Here is a 15,894-nt window from a genome sequence, read left to right as displayed (position 1 = left end):
ATGTCCATAATTTTAAGACTTGACCGAGTAATGGCTGACAGAAAAATGAGCCTTAACGAGCTGAGTGAACGTGTTGGGGTAAGCAATGTGAATCTTTCAAAGCTCAAGACAGGCAAGGTCAGCGCCATACGCTTTTCCACCCTCAACGCCATATGCAGGGCGCTGGGCTGTCAGCCGGGGGATATACTGGAATTCATCGACGACGGAGTAAACGATTAGCCGATGATATCCTTGCTGAAAAGCCGCATTACGTCCATTTTAAGCGCACGGTTCTGCGGCTTTTCCAGCATCGGGTCGTCCGCAAGCAGCTCCCTCGCACAGTTCTGAGCGCGGTTCATGAGCTCCATATTACAGGCGATATCCGCTATTTTAAGCGGCGGCAGACCATGCTGCGCGTTGCCGAAGAAATCTCCCGGACCGCGCATTTTCAGGTCCTCCTCCGATATTCTGAAGCCGTCGGTGGTGGAGGACATTATCTTCATTCTCTTTACGCACTCGTCCGAGGTGTTGTCCGTGATGAGTATGCAGGTGCTCTCGAAGCTTCCTCTGCCCACACGCCCGCGGAGCTGATGAAGCTGTGAAAGACCGAAGCGTTCGGCGTTTTCGATGACCATAACAGCAGCATTGGGTACGTCAACTCCAACCTCCACAACGGTTGTACAGATAAGCACCTGTATCTCTCCGTCGCGGAACTTCTGCATGACCTTGTCCTTTTCGGCAGCTCTCATCTTTCCGTGGAGCAGAGCCGTAGTATAGCCCATAAGGTCGCCTTTTTCTGCATTTTCCGCATAGGTCTTGACCGCGAAGAGCTCGCTCTCGCTTTCCTCTATCATGGGGCAGACCACATAAGCCTGCCTGCCCTCGTCGAGGCGCTCCCTTACAAAGCCGAATGCACGGCTGCGGAGTTTTCCCGTAACGGCGTAGGTCTTTACGGGCTTCCTGCCTTTCGGGAGCTGAGTTATCGCCGATATATCGAGGTCTCCGTAGATAATGAGGGCAAGCGTCCTCGGTATGGGAGTTGCGGACATTACAAGTTTATGAGGAGAATCCCCCTTTTCTGCAAGAGCAGCACGCTGAGCTACGCCGAAGCGGTGCTGCTCGTCTGTTATCACGAGCCCGAGGGAGCTGTACTCCACGTCCTTCTGTATGATAGCGTGAGTGCCGACTATCACACTTATCTCACCCGAGGCTATTTTTTCGCGTATCTGCGCCTTTTTCTTAGTGGTGGTCGAGCCTGTGAGCAGACAAACGCTGACGCCGAAGGGTTCGAGGAAGTCGCTGAGTGTGCGGAAATGCTGGGACGCAAGTATCTCCGTAGGAGCCATAAGCGCCGACTGTACACCGTTTTTCGCTGCAAAATAGCAAGCTGCGGCTGCAACAGCTGTCTTTCCGCTTCCAACGTCGCCCTGCAAGAGCCTGTTCATAGGAACTCCCCTGCACAGGTCGGCAGTTATCTCCGCCACAGCCTTTTTCTGGTCGTCGGTAAGCTCAAAGGGCAGCCCTTTCATGAACTCCTCAACCCGTGAGGGCTCACTCATTCTGAAAGCAGTGCTGCGGCGGCTTCTCGACTTCATAACGGACATACCTATCTGGAGCTTGAGCAATTCGTCAAAGGCGAGCCTGCGCCTTGCAGTCTCGGCAGCCAGCTCGCTTTCGGGGAAGTGGATATTCTCCAGAGCCTGCATGAGGGGGCAGAGGTCATATCTCCGCATTATATCGTCAGAAAGAGTCTCAAAGGGCTCATTCCGCATTATTTCCAGCGCCTGACGCATATTTGTGCGTATCATATTGACGGAAAGCCCCTGAGTAAGGTGATATTTCGGCTGTATCAGCACCTTTTCGTCCGCGCTGATATACACGGGCGAGCTTATCTCCTTACGCAGGAAAGAACCTGTTACCTTACCGTACATATAGTAGGTCGCGCCCTCTTTCAGCGCCTGAAAATAGTACACATTGTTGTACACGACGATGAGGATATCGTCCATGCCGTCCGTAGCGGCTGCCTTGCAGATGACAAGACCTCCCTTTATGCGCTGCGGCGGCATTTTCTTGAATACAGTCAGTTTCAGCACGTTGTAATCGTTGAGCACAGCCTGCTGAACAGGCACATGGGTGCGGAAATCCAGATAATCACGTGGGATATGGTATATCAGCTCATAGGGAGTGTTCACGCCCAGCTTGCGGTACTTCTCACCGCGTGCCTTGCCGACTCCCTTGAGGTATTCGATATCGCTGAAAAGTGTAGTTGCCATAAAAACTCCTTGTTACGAATAACTGCGGACATTAAAAAGGGCGGACAATTTGTCCGCCCAGTGTGTTTTACCGATTATCTCTGCTCGCAGATAAGCTTGATAGCGGTTCGCTCCTCACCGTCGATCTGGATATTAGCGAAAGCAGGTATACAGATAAGGTCAATACCGATAGGTGCAAGATAACCTCTTGCGATAGCTATCGCCTTAACTGCCTGATTTGCCGCACCAGCACCGACTGCCTGAACCTCAACAGCCTTCTGTTCTCTTATAACGCCGGCAATAGCACCAGCTACAGAATTCGGTGATGAGTGTGATGATACTTTCAGAATTTCCATTACAAATAACCCTCCTGATATAAATATTTGTACGTTTATTGTCAAATGCCTTTAGGCTATTGTACAATTGTATTATAACTTATTATTATAAAAAATGCAATAGTTTTTAGCCAACTTTGTAGACTATCTTATAATTATTCTTTCCATTTTGTGCGTTTTGCCACATTTTTCATCAAAATTAACTATAGTTCCACAAAGGAAGCAATCGCCCTCTGCCACCTGGAATTTAACGGGCATCCTGAACCTGAGCCTGTCCACTGCCGACGCTGTATCCACGCCCAGACAGGACATCTCGGGACCCACCATTCCCACATCTGTGATATATGCCGTATGACCGCCGAGTATGCACTCGTCCGCCGTCTGAACGTGGGTATGGGTTCCGAAAACTCCGCTCACCTTTCCCGTAAGATAGTGTCCCATAGCCTTTTTCTCGGAGGTAGCCTCCGCGTGGAAATCCACGAAGATGTTGGGCGTATCTATCTCACTCAGGAGCTTGTCCATAGTACTGAACGGATTATCGAGGGGGTCCATGTAGACCGTTCCCATAAGGTTCACCACAGCCACCGAGTACGCTCCCATATCCATGATACGGACTCCGCTGCCCACACAGCCTCCCTCGGGGAAGTTTGCAGGGCGCACGATGTAGTCGTACTCGAAGAGCTCCATAGCGTCCTTGTGGCGGAAAGCGTGATTGCCTGTGGTTATCACGTCAGCCCCGGCTCTTACCAGCATTTCCGCAGAGACCCGTGTTATGCCGTTGCCCTGGGCAGAATTTTCACCGTTAACGATAGTTATGTCGATATCGTGAGCCCTTTTGAGCGCTCCGAGCTTCTCGGTGAGGAAGTCGCAGCCCGCTTTTCCCACGACGTCGCCGATAAAAAGAAGATTTTTCATATTATACCGTCACTTTTTCTTTTTTCCGCCAAGATTAGTATCGTATGAGATACCCGTACCCTGCAGGCTGACAGTGGCTTTTTTCTTGTCGTTAACAGTCAGCTTCACCTTTTTTCCTGCAATAGTAGGACCGTCCACGGTAATGCTGCCGCCCTTCTTATTCTTGTTGAACTTGAACAGCTTGCCTATTTTAAAGCTTTTTTTGAAATGGAATCCCATGACAGCTCCTCCTTTTTCAGATATCTTCCATTGAAAGCGTAGCTACTGCGTTAAGGCTTTCGTCGGCGGTAATGCCTGCCAGCAGATTATAGCTGCCCTGACAGGCTATCATAGCTCCGTTGTCGCCGCAGAGCTTCTTTTCGGGCATATAGAACTCGAACCCGCGCTCCCTGCAGGCTTCCGCAAGAGCTGCGCGGACTCCCGTATTTGCGGAAACTCCGCCTGCAAGAGCGACCTTTCTATAGCCGAGAGCCTCGGCGGCGCGTATCGTCTTATCCGTGAGGATATCCGCGATAGTCGCCTGCAGGCTTGCCGCAAGGTCGTTCCTGTTTATTTCCGTACCCTTCTGCTCTGCGTTGTGGAGCAGATTTATCACGTTCGTCTTCAGACCCGAAAAGCTGAAATCGAACTCGCTTCCTGCAACAGCAGGGTGAGGGAGCCTGAAAGCGTTCCTGTCACCCGACTGCGCCGCATTGTCGATATGCACGCCTCCGGGATAAGGAAATCCCATAGCACGGGCGCACTTGTCAAAACACTCCCCTGCCGCGTCGTCGTGAGTCCTTCCCACTACACGGAATCCGGTATAGCTCAGTACCTCGATGATATGGCTGTGACCGCCGCTTGCCACAAGGCAGAGATAAGGCGGTTCAAGCTCTCCGAAAGTCAGATAGTTCGTGGCTATATGACCTGCGATATGATGTACGGGAATGAGCGGTTTACCCGAGGACATGGCGAGTGCCTTTGCAAAGCTGACTCCGACCAGAAGAGCTCCGATAAGACCGGGAGCATAGGTAACGGCGATACCGTCAAGGTCTGCAAGGCTCACCTGCGCCTCGCCGAGAGCCTGCCTTACCACGCCGAGAATGTTCTCGCAATGCCGGCGCGAAGCTATTTCAGGCACAACTCCGCCGTATTTCCTGTGCTCCTCTATCTGAGTGGATATGACTGACGAACGGATCTCGCGGCAGTCCTTTACCACGCTTGCGGCGGTCTCGTCGCAGGAGCTTTCTATTCCGAGTATAAGCATATATTGATTCCTTCTTTTTCCGTTTTAGCTGATCTTGCGGACCATTATGTCCGCGTCCTCAACGGGATCGCTGTAAAAGCGCTTCCTTATCCCTGCCTTTTCAAAGCCGAAGTTCTCATACAGGGATATAGCGGCTTCATTTGAATGTCTTACCTCGAGGGCTATAGTCTCCACCTCTTTCGGGAGGTGGGAGAAAAAGTTCTCGAGAAGCATGGTAGCGATGCCCTTCCTGCGATACTTCTTGGCTATCGCAAGGGTCAGTATCTCGCCCGTATCGGACGAATTGAACCCTGCCAGAACACCTGCGGGCTCTGACATACAGTATACTGCAATGACTACGCCCGTAGGCATTGCTGCTTCCGAGATAAAATCCTGTGCCGACCAGTTTTCGGAGTCGAAGCACTCACTGTCCAGCTCGGAGAGCTCTTCAAATATACATAGCGGAAAGTCTTCAGTAATCCTCTTCAAATTAAATTTACACATAATTATCAGCCCTTTGCGTCATACCAGCTCTTGCCCTGATGAACATCGACTGCAAGCGGAACTCTCATATCGTAAACGCCCTGCATTTCCTCCCTGAGAAGCTCCGCACACCTGTCTGCACAGGCTATGTCTGACTCGATGATGAGCTCGTCGTGTACCTGCAATATGAGCTTAGCGTCGAGTTTTTCGGCTTTGAGGCGGTTATATACGTTTATCATTGCTATTTTTATGAGATCTGCGGCTGTTCCTTGTACAGGAGTGTTCATTGCTATCCTCCTGCCTGCCGCCTGTAACATTTTGTTGGACGATGAAAGCTCGGGGATACGGCGTTTTCTTCCGAACATTGTCGTAACGCAGCCGTCCCTGAACGCATTGTCCACGGTGGTTTCCATGAAGCTGTTTACTTTCGGGTACTTTGCAAGGTAATCGGCGATGTATTTCTTTGCCTTCGCTACGGAAGTGCCGATATCCTTTGCAAGGGAGAATGCTCCGATACCGTAGATGATACCGAAGTTTACGGCTTTGGCTGCGCTTCTCATCTCGGGAGTCACCATGAACAGCGGCATATCGAATACCTGTGCCGCAGTAGATGTGTGTATATCCTCTCCCGAATTGAAAGCCTCCACCATATTCTCGTCGCCGCAGAGATGAGCCATAACGCGCAGCTCGATCTGACTGTAATCGGCGTCGATAAGAGTTTTTCCCTCACCTGCGGTGAAGAACTTTCTCATCTGCGCTCCAAGCTCTGTGCGGACGGGGATATTCTGCATATTCGGCTCTGTCGAGCTGATACGTCCCGTCCTTGTTTCGGTCTGCCGGAACCATGTGTGTATCCTGCCGTCGGGCGCTATCTTGTCAAGAAGTCCCACAACGTAGGTGGAATTGAGCTTTGTGTACTGCCTGTACCTGAGCACGTTGTCAACTATGGGCGCGTAATTTCTCAGCTCCTCCAGCACCTCCGCATTTGTGGAATAGCCGCTTTTGGTCTTTTTCTTGGCAGGAAGCCCCATTTCCTCAAAAAGAACTGTTCCCAGCTGCTTCGGGGAGGAGATATTGAACTCATGTCCTGCCTCGTCGTAGATCATCTGCTGAGTCTCCTCGATCATTTCCGTGAGAGACACGCCGAAGTCCTCAACGCCCTTCCTGTCAATAAGTACGCCGCTGTCCTCCATAGAGGCAAGCACCTCTGTCATTGGGAGCTCCACCTTTTCGAGGAGTTCTGTCATACCCTCCGACTCTATCTCGGCTCTAAGCTTTGCGACAAGTCCGCGGAGGGACAAAAGCTCTGCAAGGTCGCCGTTCTCGCTGTAATAGTGTACGCCGTACTCGGCGCAGAGCTTATCAACAGCATAGTCGGAAGCAGATGTATTCAGCAGATAACCGCATATAGCCGCGTCGCTCCTGAGCCCTTTCAGCCCGCCCCCACGAGCCATAGCCCAGCGATAATGCGCCTTTGCGTCATCTGTAGCCTTGCAGCAGTCCGAAGAAAGAAATGCAAGTATAGTCTTTTCGTCCTCAGTAGTGTAAACTCTGTCACCGCTGCGGACGGACAGCTTGCCGTCGCGGAAAAGATACTCGCATTCGCTTATCTTGCCGATGATATCCTCCGTGAGGCCGCTCACCTCGGCGTTTATCGCCTCAGTCTCCTCAGCCTTTGCCTCGGGAGCCGAATTAGCGCTCTCCGCAGCGTTTATGCCCAGCTTGTCGAGAAGCTTGAACATCTCCAGCTCTGTGAGCATACGTCCGATAGCTCCGTTATCGGGAGTACCGGGCTTATAGCTGTCAAGCTCCCTGTCTATGGGAGCGTCGCGGACGATAGTCGCCAGCCATTTGCTCTCCTTTGCCGATTCTGCGCCTGCCGCAAGCTTTGCCTTTACGCCTTTTGTGAGTCCCGACTCCTCGTACTTCTCATAGAGAGTCTCTATGCAGCCGTACTCCTTTATGAGCGCTGAAGCGGTCTTTTCGCCGATACCTGCAACTCCCGGGATATTATCCGAGCTGTCTCCCATGAGAGCCTTGAGGTCTATGAGCTTTATGGGTTCAAAGCCGTAATCCTCCGTAAATCTCCCGGGAGTATAGTAGATATTCTCCTTGTTCGTTGCAAGTATTACCGTGACCTTATCGTCAATGAGCTGCAGGCTGTCACGGTCGCCCGTGAGAACGTAACACTCGTTTCCGCTGTCCGAACACAGCTTCGAGAGCGTTCCGAGAACGTCGTCCGCCTCGTAGCCCTCGCATTCCACAACTTTTACGCCCATAAGGGTCAGGAGCTCCTTAACCTTCGGGAGCTGCTCAGCAAGCTCGGGGGGCATACCCTTTCGGTTCGCCTTGTAGTAGGATACCGCCTTATGGCGGAATGTAGGCGTCTTCAGGTCGAAAGCCACCGCTACTGCGTCGGGCTTTACGTCCTCCGTATTACGCAGGAAGATGTTCATAAAACCGAAAATAGCGTTGGTAAATTGCCCTTTTTTGTTTGTAAGCAGCTTTATTCCGTAGAAAGCTCTGTTGAGAATGCTGTTGCCGTCGATTGCGAGAAGCTTCATTGCGACCTCCGTGAGTAAGGATATTGGTCCGACAAATGAACCATATATTCATGATTAATTTATGTGCTTAGTTTATATGATACCATAATTTTTTATAATAATCAATACGAAAACCATATTTTTTTGCATAACGACGTATATGTTTTTTAAAAACTTTCGCCAATTTGATGATTAAACAGTCAAAATGCCGAAAACTTGCAATTTTTCACCCTTCATGATATAATAAATAAAATGATATATCTGGAGTGGTAAAAAATGGAAATCATATTTGCAGTCGGAACAGCAGCACTTTTACTCCTGATTTTTGTCGTTCTGCGCGTCAGGAACAAAAAAGCCATAGAATTCTGCATAAGGCATTCCTATGGCGACAAAAACCGCGTAAAGGACGATGTGAGCGACCGGATGGAAGCTGTTTCACTGCTTTATGAGAATGAAAAGAAAAATTACAGCTCCTCAGAGCTCGTTGACGACGTAACATGGGACGACCTGAACATGGATTCGATATTTCTCCGCGCCGACCATACGGACAGCTTTGCCGGGGAGCAATGCCTGTACTCCTCGCTCCATATTCTCAGCGACAAGCCTCAGAGCAGCGTAATGAACAGTGAAAGCGCCGAATTTTTCGACAAGAATGAGGAAAAACGCAATAAGGTCAGAAAGCTGCTGCACAGTGTAGGCAAGCCCATAAACGGCTATTATTCTGTGAATATCGCAGCTGATCTCAGCAATCAGTATCTTCCCTGCAGGCACATCTATCCTCTTCTGCTCATTTCTCTTGTGATCCTCGGAGTTCTCGGTCTGGTCCTGAGAAGTCCTGCCCTGCTAATGCTCTGCTTCGGCAACTATCTTCTTAACCTTGTGATACATATTTTTCTCAGGCAAAGCTTTGAAGCAAGGCTGGAGTCGCTTTTCTCAATGGGGCTTACCATAAATGCAGGCTTTTCCATAAGCAGTATAGTTCCCGGGCTTTCCGGCGAAGTCACCGACAGTCTCAAAAAGCTGAAAAAAGCCGCCTCGGTCATGAATCTTCTCAATATGAAAAATTCCATGCTGAAGTCCGACGATCCGCTTTCTTCACTGGCGTCCTACATCATCGGACCTTTCATGCTGGATATGATACTGTACAACATGGGGCTGAAAGAGCTTTCCGACAAGACCGGCGAGTATCTGAAAGTTTACCGGTTTGTCGGGGATATCGACTGCTCTATCGCCATAGCTTCATTCAGAAGGAGCCTTTCAGGGTATTGCGTGCCCGAGTTCAGTGACGGCAGAAGTATAGAATTTACGGGAGTTTTCCATCCAATGCTCACAGATCCCGTAGCAAACGACATAAAACAGAAGAAAAATATCATACTTACAGGCTCAAATGCCTCGGGAAAGTCCACATTCATCAAATCCGTGGCGATAAATCTCATACTTGCACAGACATTATTCACCTGTACTGCTGAATACGCAAGTGTCCCGCGCTGCGGAGTCATAACATCAATGGCGGTGCGCGACGACCTCGCTTCGGGAGAGAGCTACTATATCCGCGAGATAAAGTACCTAAAACGTATGACGGAATGCGTAAAGCAGGGAAAGCTCCTCTTCCTTGCCATAGACGAGATACTCAAGGGAACCAACACAAAGGAGAGGATAGCCGCTTCAAAGGCAGTGCTCCGCTATTTCAGCAGCACCGACTGCATTCTCATGGTGGCAACTCACGATGTTGAACTTGCGGAAGCTTTTGAAGGCTTGTATGAGAATTATTATTTCTGCGAAAAGCTGGACGAGGAGGACATAATCTTCGATTATACCATACATAAGGGCATATGCCGCTCCAGCAACGCAATAAAGCTTCTCAGCGTCATCGGTTTCCCCGATGAAATAGTAAATTCCGCTCTTTCGGAGCTGTGATAAAAATTCTTCCGTTCAGGTATTGTAAATCATATAAGTTTGTGTTATAATTAATGTGCACTCTGTAACCGCCGTTAGGCGGTTATTGCCCTGAACATAGTTCAGGGAGCGCAAATTCTTTTAAAATTTGGAATTTGCGCTGCACATTTCTTTATGTCAAGCTCATTTTGCCCTTTCGGGCAAAACAAAGTGCAGGGAAAAGAAGTTTTTCCTGCACTTTGACAACTTAAAATTGGCTATAAAACAAATTTTATAGTCAATTTTAAGTTGTTGAGCAGACATTAATTACTAAGATAGCGGTCAGTTTTTTTACCGCGGCAATTTTTACCAAAGGAGTGACGACCACATGGTAGGCTTTGAAAATCATATCGGAAAGATCACTATTTCGGAGAATTATCTCACAGAGCTGGTAAAACACGCTGTCAGCGACTGCTTCGGCGTTGCGGACGTGAGCAATGTCAGCACCTTCCGTTCTGCCGTTTCCGCTCTTACAGCAGGCAAGGCTTTCAGGAAGAACAAGGGAGTCCTGATACGCACCGATAAGGACGGCGGTCTCATCATAGACCTCCATATCAAAGTGACATATGGTACGAATATCACTGCAGCCGTAAACAGCATTACTCATAAGGTCAGCTTCACAGTAGAGGAAGCGGCAGGAATAAATGTCCACAAGGTCAACGTATTCGTTGACGATCTTAACGCTTGACACGTAATATCTTACCTGTTATAGAATTGGAGGATTTAACTGTGATAAACGGTTCTTTACTCAGAGATGCGATAATCTCCGCAGCTGTTACCATAACAAACAGAAAGCGCGAGGTCGACGAGCTGAATGTATATCCCGTTCCCGACGGCGATACAGGAACTAATATGTCAATGACCATCGGCAACTCCATTGCAGAGCTTAAACGTCTTGACTCAAAGGCTCCCGTGTCCGAGGTAGCTTCAACGGCAGCTTCGGCATTTCTGAGAGGCGCAAGAGGAAACTCGGGCGTTATACTTTCACTTATATTCAGAGGATTTTCAAAGGGACTTGCAGGCTGCAAGGAAGCAAAAAGCGAAAACTTCAGAGACGCTCTCCACTTCGGTGTCGAGGCTGCATACAAGGCTGTAATGAAGCCTGTTGAGGGTACTATCCTCACAGTAGTCAAGGCAGCCGCTGCAAAGGCTAACGAGATCTGCGCTGAGACCAACGACGAAGTCGCTTTCTGGGAGGAGGTCTGCGCGGAAGCAGAGGCTACCCTTGCAAAGACCACGGATATGCTCCCGCAGCTTAAAAAGGCAGGCGTAGTCGACGCAGGCGGAAAGGGTCTGTGTATCATATTCAGAGCTATGTGCGATGTGTTCGCAGGCGGAAAGATAGCCGAGCCCGATGAAGCTCCCGCAGCTCAGGAGAGCCAGCCTGATTCGTTCAGAACAGCCGTAAGCGAGTACGATGACGATATAACCTTTACATACTGTACCGAGTTCATGCTCGAAAAGGAGAGCGGCTGCCCCGACGCGTCAATTCTCCGCGCTTATCTTGAAACTATCGGCGACTGCGTTGTTGTCGTTGACGATGAGAAGATAATAAAGGTACACGTACATACCGATAATCCGGGCAAAGCTATACAGAAAGGCCTCGAGTTCGGACACTTCACGAACGATCCCCGTCCGAAGATCGAGAATATGCGTATCCAGCACGAAAACAAGGTCAAGGACGCCCGTGCTGCCGAGGAGGGACTTACCCCCGCAGAGCCCGAAAAGGAATTCGGCTTTGTTGCAGTTGCGGCCGGACACGGTCTTGAGGCTATGTTCACAGACTTGGGCGCAGACGTTGTTGTAAAGGGCGGTCAGACCATGAACCCCTCTACCGACGATATCCTCCGCGCTATACTGAAAACTCCTGCGAACACAGTATTCGTGCTCCCGAACAATAAGAATATAATCATGGCGGCTGAACAGGCTGTGAAGCTCACAGACAGAAAGGTCTGCGTGCTCCAGACAAGGACCATACCCCAGGGTATTGCGGCAATGCTGGCATTTGACGACAGCCGCAGTCTCAACGACAACCGCAAGGATATGACCAAAGCCTTTGAAAAGGTATCGACGGGTCTTATCACCTTTGCCGCAAGGAACTCGGAATTTGAGGGACATCAGATAAAAGAGGGCGAGATACTTGCTCTCGATAACGGAAAGCTCTCGTTTACCGAGCGCGATATAAACAAGGCGACCTACAAGCTTGTAAAGAAGCTCGCAAAGGGTGATGTGAACTATGTTACCCTTATCCACGGTGCTGACGTACCAGAGGAAAACGCCGAGGAGCTGCAGAAGTTCATACAGTCCAAGCTCGGCGACAAGATCGAGGTAATGCTCGTAAACGGCGGACAGCCCGTTTATTACTATATCATCTCCATAGAATAAGATCAGCATATTTTTTCAGAGAGGGCGTATTCAGTACGCCCTCAGTTTGTCAGAAAAACTATATTTTTTAAAGAGACGCCCTCGCTTGCAGGAAGCTTTGAGGGAATATGCGGGGCTTTGCCCCACTCCCCACCAGAGGCGCTGCCTCTGGACTCTGCCAAAGAGTTGTGGACCCTTTGGAATCCCTTTCATGGGCAGAGTGACTTTTTCGCAAACAGAACACTTCCTATAAGGGGGCTGAAATCCTGTGAAATTAAACGGGAAACCGTTTAATAAGAAAAAAATAATTTTCAGATTCTATGTTCCGCACAAAAATAAAGCGCTCATATTGTGAATATATCACAATATGAGCGCCTTTTTAATTATGCATTGCTGCTCAGCCTTTGAGCGCCTTTTCAAGCCATACGTTGGCAATATCAAGCGCCTCGTAAAGTCCGCACTCCCGCTCCGCATTCTTGACGAAAGCCTTGAGAGGGTCAGGTTCGTTCGTATCCATCTGTACGACCCTCACCTTTGAAGTCATCTGCTCCCCGTTCTCCTCTTCTGTCTCGAGGATCTGTATGAAAATTACATAAGGATCTGACATATAACCGTAGTATATCTGATTGCCGCTTCTTACAAGCGGATATCCCTTGTATGTGTTGAATTTCTCGATCATTATATACCTCCTTGAATTACCATGTCGTGACGAAAGCTTCATCCGACTCCAATCTGCGTATGTTGTCCAGAAGAACGCTGACGAATGCCTTTGTGCAGTAATACTTGCTCTCCCCGTCAACAACTATGAGCGAACGCATTACCGAATCATCGTAGAAATCATAGGTCTCCGTCTTTCCCCTGTATGAATCATAGAGCTTTATAGTAGCCTGCGGCTCTCCTGTCGGTACAGGAACTCCGAGGGCAAATTCCTCGGCATTTGAACCGTTGACAAAAGCAAAGAATTTTCTGTATCTCTCCGCGTCGAACTCCTTGCCGTCAAGAGTCACCTTATAGTCATCAGACGAAGGAGTTTCGGGCTTGTTATCGGGATCAACAGGCTTTATGACAAAGTCTGCCTTTTCGCCGCCGCAGCTCGCGCTCAGTTCGGTTATGTTCCATACATAGGAAGTAATGAGCATTTTTGAAGCCACGTCTATAGGCTGAACTGTCAGCCACGGAGCGTTTTCCGCAGCGATGATATATATCACATTATCGCCCTCAAGCATTCCGTAGCAGCACTTTTTGCCGGAATTATCGGCAAATACTTCACTGAGGAGAAGAACGTTCCTTGTGCCGTCCTTGCACTCAACAGTTACTCTGCAGAAGGGCTCGCTGAGACCTGCGTCCTTTATATCTGCATCTTTGCAGTGCAGCACATAGATCTCCGAAGCGGTAAGTCCGAACATTCCCGTTATCGTAGGCGTTGAGCCCTCGACTGTAAGGTAGCTCTCCGTCGGGCTCTTCATCTTGAACGGTGAAGAAGTTCCGCCTGTATGGTCGCCCTCGCTGGTCTTGTCGTACTCGATATAGATATTGGTGTCCATATCTCCGCGCTCCACCTCAACGCTCTTTACGTCGGGCTCTGAGCCGTCGGCAGGCTTTTCAAGCACTGTAGTCTTTACAAAATTCTTGAGTTCTCTCATGTATACGGCAACATTTGACGGCTCAACAGCGTAAACGTCGTTCTCACCGTCCACCATTACGTATATCGACTCTGTTGAGGGAGCTGTATCTCCTATGATGAACTTAGCCTTGTTTCCCGATTCATAGGTGAATTCCACTGTTGCGTGGGGCTTGTCAAAACCGTATTTCGCAGTATCAGCGCAATCCCTTGCAACTGCGGACTTTGCAGCCATGCCGTTTCCGTTGTTGACAAGAGACGCCACCATTCCCTCATCGAGCTTCAGGTCTGTAAATCCTTCGATAGTATAAGCTGCGTCCTCTCCCTCTGCTGTGGGAGCAGACTTCTTTACAACGGTCATAGTGCCGCCTTTGTTGGTTATTACAGCTTTTTTTACAACTCCTGTCTCGCTGCCGCCGTCACTTACAAGGACGGTTCCCTCGCCGTCGGCTGAAGTTGCCAGCAGCTGGAGCTCGCTGGACTTGCCGCCCTTGTCGCCGCTGTCCTCGGGCGTGAGCTTCATATAAGCATATCCTCCGCCCAGCAGCGCTGCAAGTACAGCGCTGAGAGCGATTATTCCCTTTGCCTGCTTTTTCATTACTTATTTCTTCTCCTTAACAGCACGAATACACCGATCGCAGCAATAATGAAAGGTATTACCCACATTACGATAATCTGGATATTTCTTGCCTGCTTTGCGGTAGGAGCTATGAACGAGCTCTGGAGGTTCTTATCGGGAATTACGATACTGCTCTCCTTGCCTGTCATATTGTTGATCGTATAGAGAAGTACGTTTGCATTGTTGAACGTTGTGTTCTGCTGGATATAGGTCTGTCCCGTCATAAGAGGGCTTCCTATTACGAGAAGCTCGCTTGCCATGAGCTTGAACTCCTCGGAGCGCTCTTTTCTTGAGAGCATAACAACAGGTCTTTCGCCCTTTTCGCCGAGCACCTTGTTCTTGCCAGTTATATCCACTGTATAAGAAGTATCGAATGATTTGAGAACTTCCTTGACGATATCGTCGTTCTTCTTGTTGATCTGAGAAAGCTCTCTTGTGTCCTCTGCAATGATAGGCAGCTTTGAGTTTGGCAGCTCGCCTACCGAATCTGTATCACTGATGTTGAGCATTATCATGTCGTTTCTGACAACTGCGTTATCATCATCGAAAATATAGTTGTCCTCAACCTTGATGCTCCAGTCGGCAAGGAATCCGTCGATATTGGTGAGACCTGTCTTGCTGAGGTCGGGGGTATATATCATGTTCTTGCCGTATTTTCCGCCGTTGTAGAGGAAATCGCTGAGGTTCTGGATTATATTCTCGGTAAAGTCAACTGACGGAGCAAAAATTACTACCATATCGTAATCTTCGGGAGAGATCGAGTCCTTTGCTATGTCGATCTCGGTGCAGTCATAGCCGTTCTTGGCAAGAAGTTCTTTCTCAAATGTGACTGCTGCGTTCTGATATAACTGAGCGTCGTAAAGAGTTGCGCCGTTCATTGTGTTCGCAAAGGCTACCCTTACAAGATTATCGTCTGTAACGCCCTTGATAGCTGATGTTATCATGCTCTCGCCTGTGAAGTTGAATATGAGCTGCTGGTTTCTAAGGGCATTCTCGTCCATTGCCAGCATTTCCGTTACCTCGGAGGGTGAGATGACTTTTACTCTTTCGCCGCAGCTTACGATAATGCTGCCGCTTCCGATATCGCCGTTGTAGTACTCCTTGTACTTGTTGATGATATCGGGGTCTACGTCCATATTAACGTATTTTACGTTGACGCTTCCGCTGCCCTGCTTTGCGTATACCGAGTACTTATCCAGTATCTCAGGTATCATCTCGTAGGGTATATCTGAGGGAACACCGTAATTCTGTGCGTAATAGTTCTCTCTGTAGGCGCTGAGCGAATCGAAGTAGTCCCTTGTGGAGGTAACTGTTATGTCAACGTCCTTATCGAGAGCTTTCAGTACACTTATCGACTCCTCGGTGATATCGTACCTGTTATCGGGAGAAATGTCGATCTTGAGCGGTGATCTCTTTGCCACAATACTTACCATGACGTTGATTACCACTACTATTGCTATAACAAGAATTATGATGATGTAGAACATCGTACCGTATTTCAGTCTTCTGCCGTTCCATTTGCTGATCTTTTCCTCAGCAGCTTCACCGGCTGCTTCCGCAGCTTCGGTGACTTCGCCGGCAGTTTCTCCGATCTTCTGCTCATCGAGATCTTTTTTACTCATC

General features: G+C 49.1%; 14 protein-coding genes. 4 read left to right on the top strand and 10 right to left on the bottom strand.

Annotated features, from left to right (window positions below):
• Entirely contained in the window at positions 1–219 is a 219-nt protein-coding gene (locus IKW96_RS12370; RefSeq protein ID WP_296575306.1) for a helix-turn-helix transcriptional regulator, read from the top strand.
• Here IKW96_RS12370 and recG read toward each other — a convergent pair.
• The 7 genes from recG to polA form a co-directional block, all read right to left on the bottom strand.
• A complete protein-coding gene (gene recG, locus IKW96_RS12365; RefSeq protein WP_296575303.1) occupies positions 216–2,252 on the bottom strand; it encodes an ATP-dependent DNA helicase RecG in 2,037 nt (678 codons plus the stop codon). The genes IKW96_RS12370 and recG overlap by 4 nt on opposite strands.
• A 74-nt stretch (positions 2,253–2,326) precedes the next feature.
• Positions 2,327–2,587: a stage V sporulation protein S gene (locus IKW96_RS12360; protein WP_024861514.1), complete on the bottom strand. Its 261-nt coding sequence runs from the start codon at positions 2,585–2,587 to the stop codon at positions 2,327–2,329.
• Between the two features lie 123 nt (positions 2,588–2,710).
• Positions 2,711–3,481: a TIGR00282 family metallophosphoesterase gene (locus IKW96_RS12355; protein WP_296575300.1), complete on the bottom strand. Its 771-nt coding sequence runs from the start codon at positions 3,479–3,481 to the stop codon at positions 2,711–2,713.
• A 9-nt stretch (positions 3,482–3,490) separates the two neighbouring features.
• Positions 3,491–3,700, bottom strand: a complete 210-nt coding sequence (locus tag IKW96_RS12350; RefSeq protein WP_296575297.1) for a DUF4236 domain-containing protein — start codon at positions 3,698–3,700, stop codon at positions 3,491–3,493.
• A 16-nt stretch (positions 3,701–3,716) separates the two neighbouring features.
• Positions 3,717–4,727, bottom strand: coding sequence for a tRNA (adenosine(37)-N6)-threonylcarbamoyltransferase complex transferase subunit TsaD (gene tsaD / locus IKW96_RS12345; RefSeq protein ID WP_296575294.1), 1,011 nt, complete (start codon positions 4,725–4,727; stop codon positions 3,717–3,719).
• A gap of 24 nt (positions 4,728–4,751) precedes the next feature.
• Positions 4,752–5,195, bottom strand: coding sequence for a ribosomal protein S18-alanine N-acetyltransferase (rimI, locus tag IKW96_RS12340; RefSeq protein ID WP_296575291.1), 444 nt, complete (start codon positions 5,193–5,195; stop codon positions 4,752–4,754).
• 20 nt (positions 5,196–5,215) lie between these two features.
• The gene (gene polA / locus IKW96_RS12335; RefSeq protein ID WP_296575288.1) at positions 5,216–7,753 is read right to left on the bottom strand and encodes a DNA polymerase I; all 2,538 of its coding nucleotides are present in this window, start codon (positions 7,751–7,753) and stop codon (positions 5,216–5,218) included.
• 255 nt (positions 7,754–8,008) lie between these two features.
• Between polA and IKW96_RS12330 the strand changes: the two genes are divergently transcribed.
• The 3 genes from IKW96_RS12330 to IKW96_RS12320 all read left to right on the top strand — a co-directional run bounded on the left by IKW96_RS12330 (position 8,009) and on the right by IKW96_RS12320 (position 12,052).
• A complete protein-coding gene (locus IKW96_RS12330) occupies positions 8,009–9,649 on the top strand; it encodes a DNA mismatch repair protein MutS (RefSeq protein WP_296575283.1) in 1,641 nt (546 codons plus the stop codon).
• A 346-nt stretch (positions 9,650–9,995) separates the two neighbouring features.
• The gene (locus IKW96_RS12325) at positions 9,996–10,355 is read left to right on the top strand and encodes an Asp23/Gls24 family envelope stress response protein (RefSeq protein WP_296575280.1); all 360 of its coding nucleotides are present in this window, start codon (positions 9,996–9,998) and stop codon (positions 10,353–10,355) included.
• 41 nt (positions 10,356–10,396) lie between these two features.
• Positions 10,397–12,052, top strand: a complete 1,656-nt coding sequence (locus IKW96_RS12320; RefSeq protein WP_296575278.1) for a DAK2 domain-containing protein — start codon at positions 10,397–10,399, stop codon at positions 12,050–12,052.
• A gap of 376 nt (positions 12,053–12,428) precedes the next feature.
• Here the strand turns inward: IKW96_RS12320 and IKW96_RS12315 are convergent, their stop codons facing one another.
• Genes IKW96_RS12315 through IKW96_RS12305 form a run of 3 tightly spaced genes read right to left on the bottom strand, consistent with a single transcriptional unit; the run spans position 12,429 to position 15,893 of the window.
• Positions 12,429–12,710: a hypothetical protein gene (locus IKW96_RS12315; protein WP_294752295.1), complete on the bottom strand. Its 282-nt coding sequence runs from the start codon at positions 12,708–12,710 to the stop codon at positions 12,429–12,431.
• Between the two features lie 16 nt (positions 12,711–12,726).
• Positions 12,727–14,250: a DUF4340 domain-containing protein gene (locus tag IKW96_RS12310; protein WP_296575275.1), complete on the bottom strand. Its 1,524-nt coding sequence runs from the start codon at positions 14,248–14,250 to the stop codon at positions 12,727–12,729.
• Complete coding sequence (locus IKW96_RS12305) at positions 14,250–15,893, bottom strand: Gldg family protein (protein ID WP_296575272.1); 1,644 nt, start codon at positions 15,891–15,893, stop codon at positions 14,250–14,252. Before IKW96_RS12305 ends, IKW96_RS12310 begins: the two co-directional genes overlap by 1 nt.
• Between the last annotated feature and the right edge of the window lies 1 nt (position 15,894).

Source organism: Ruminococcus sp., assembly GCF_017549005.1.
GTDB lineage: Bacteria > Bacillota > Clostridia > Oscillospirales > Ruminococcaceae > Ruminococcus.
This window is presented reverse-complemented; position numbering and strand designations above follow the sequence as displayed.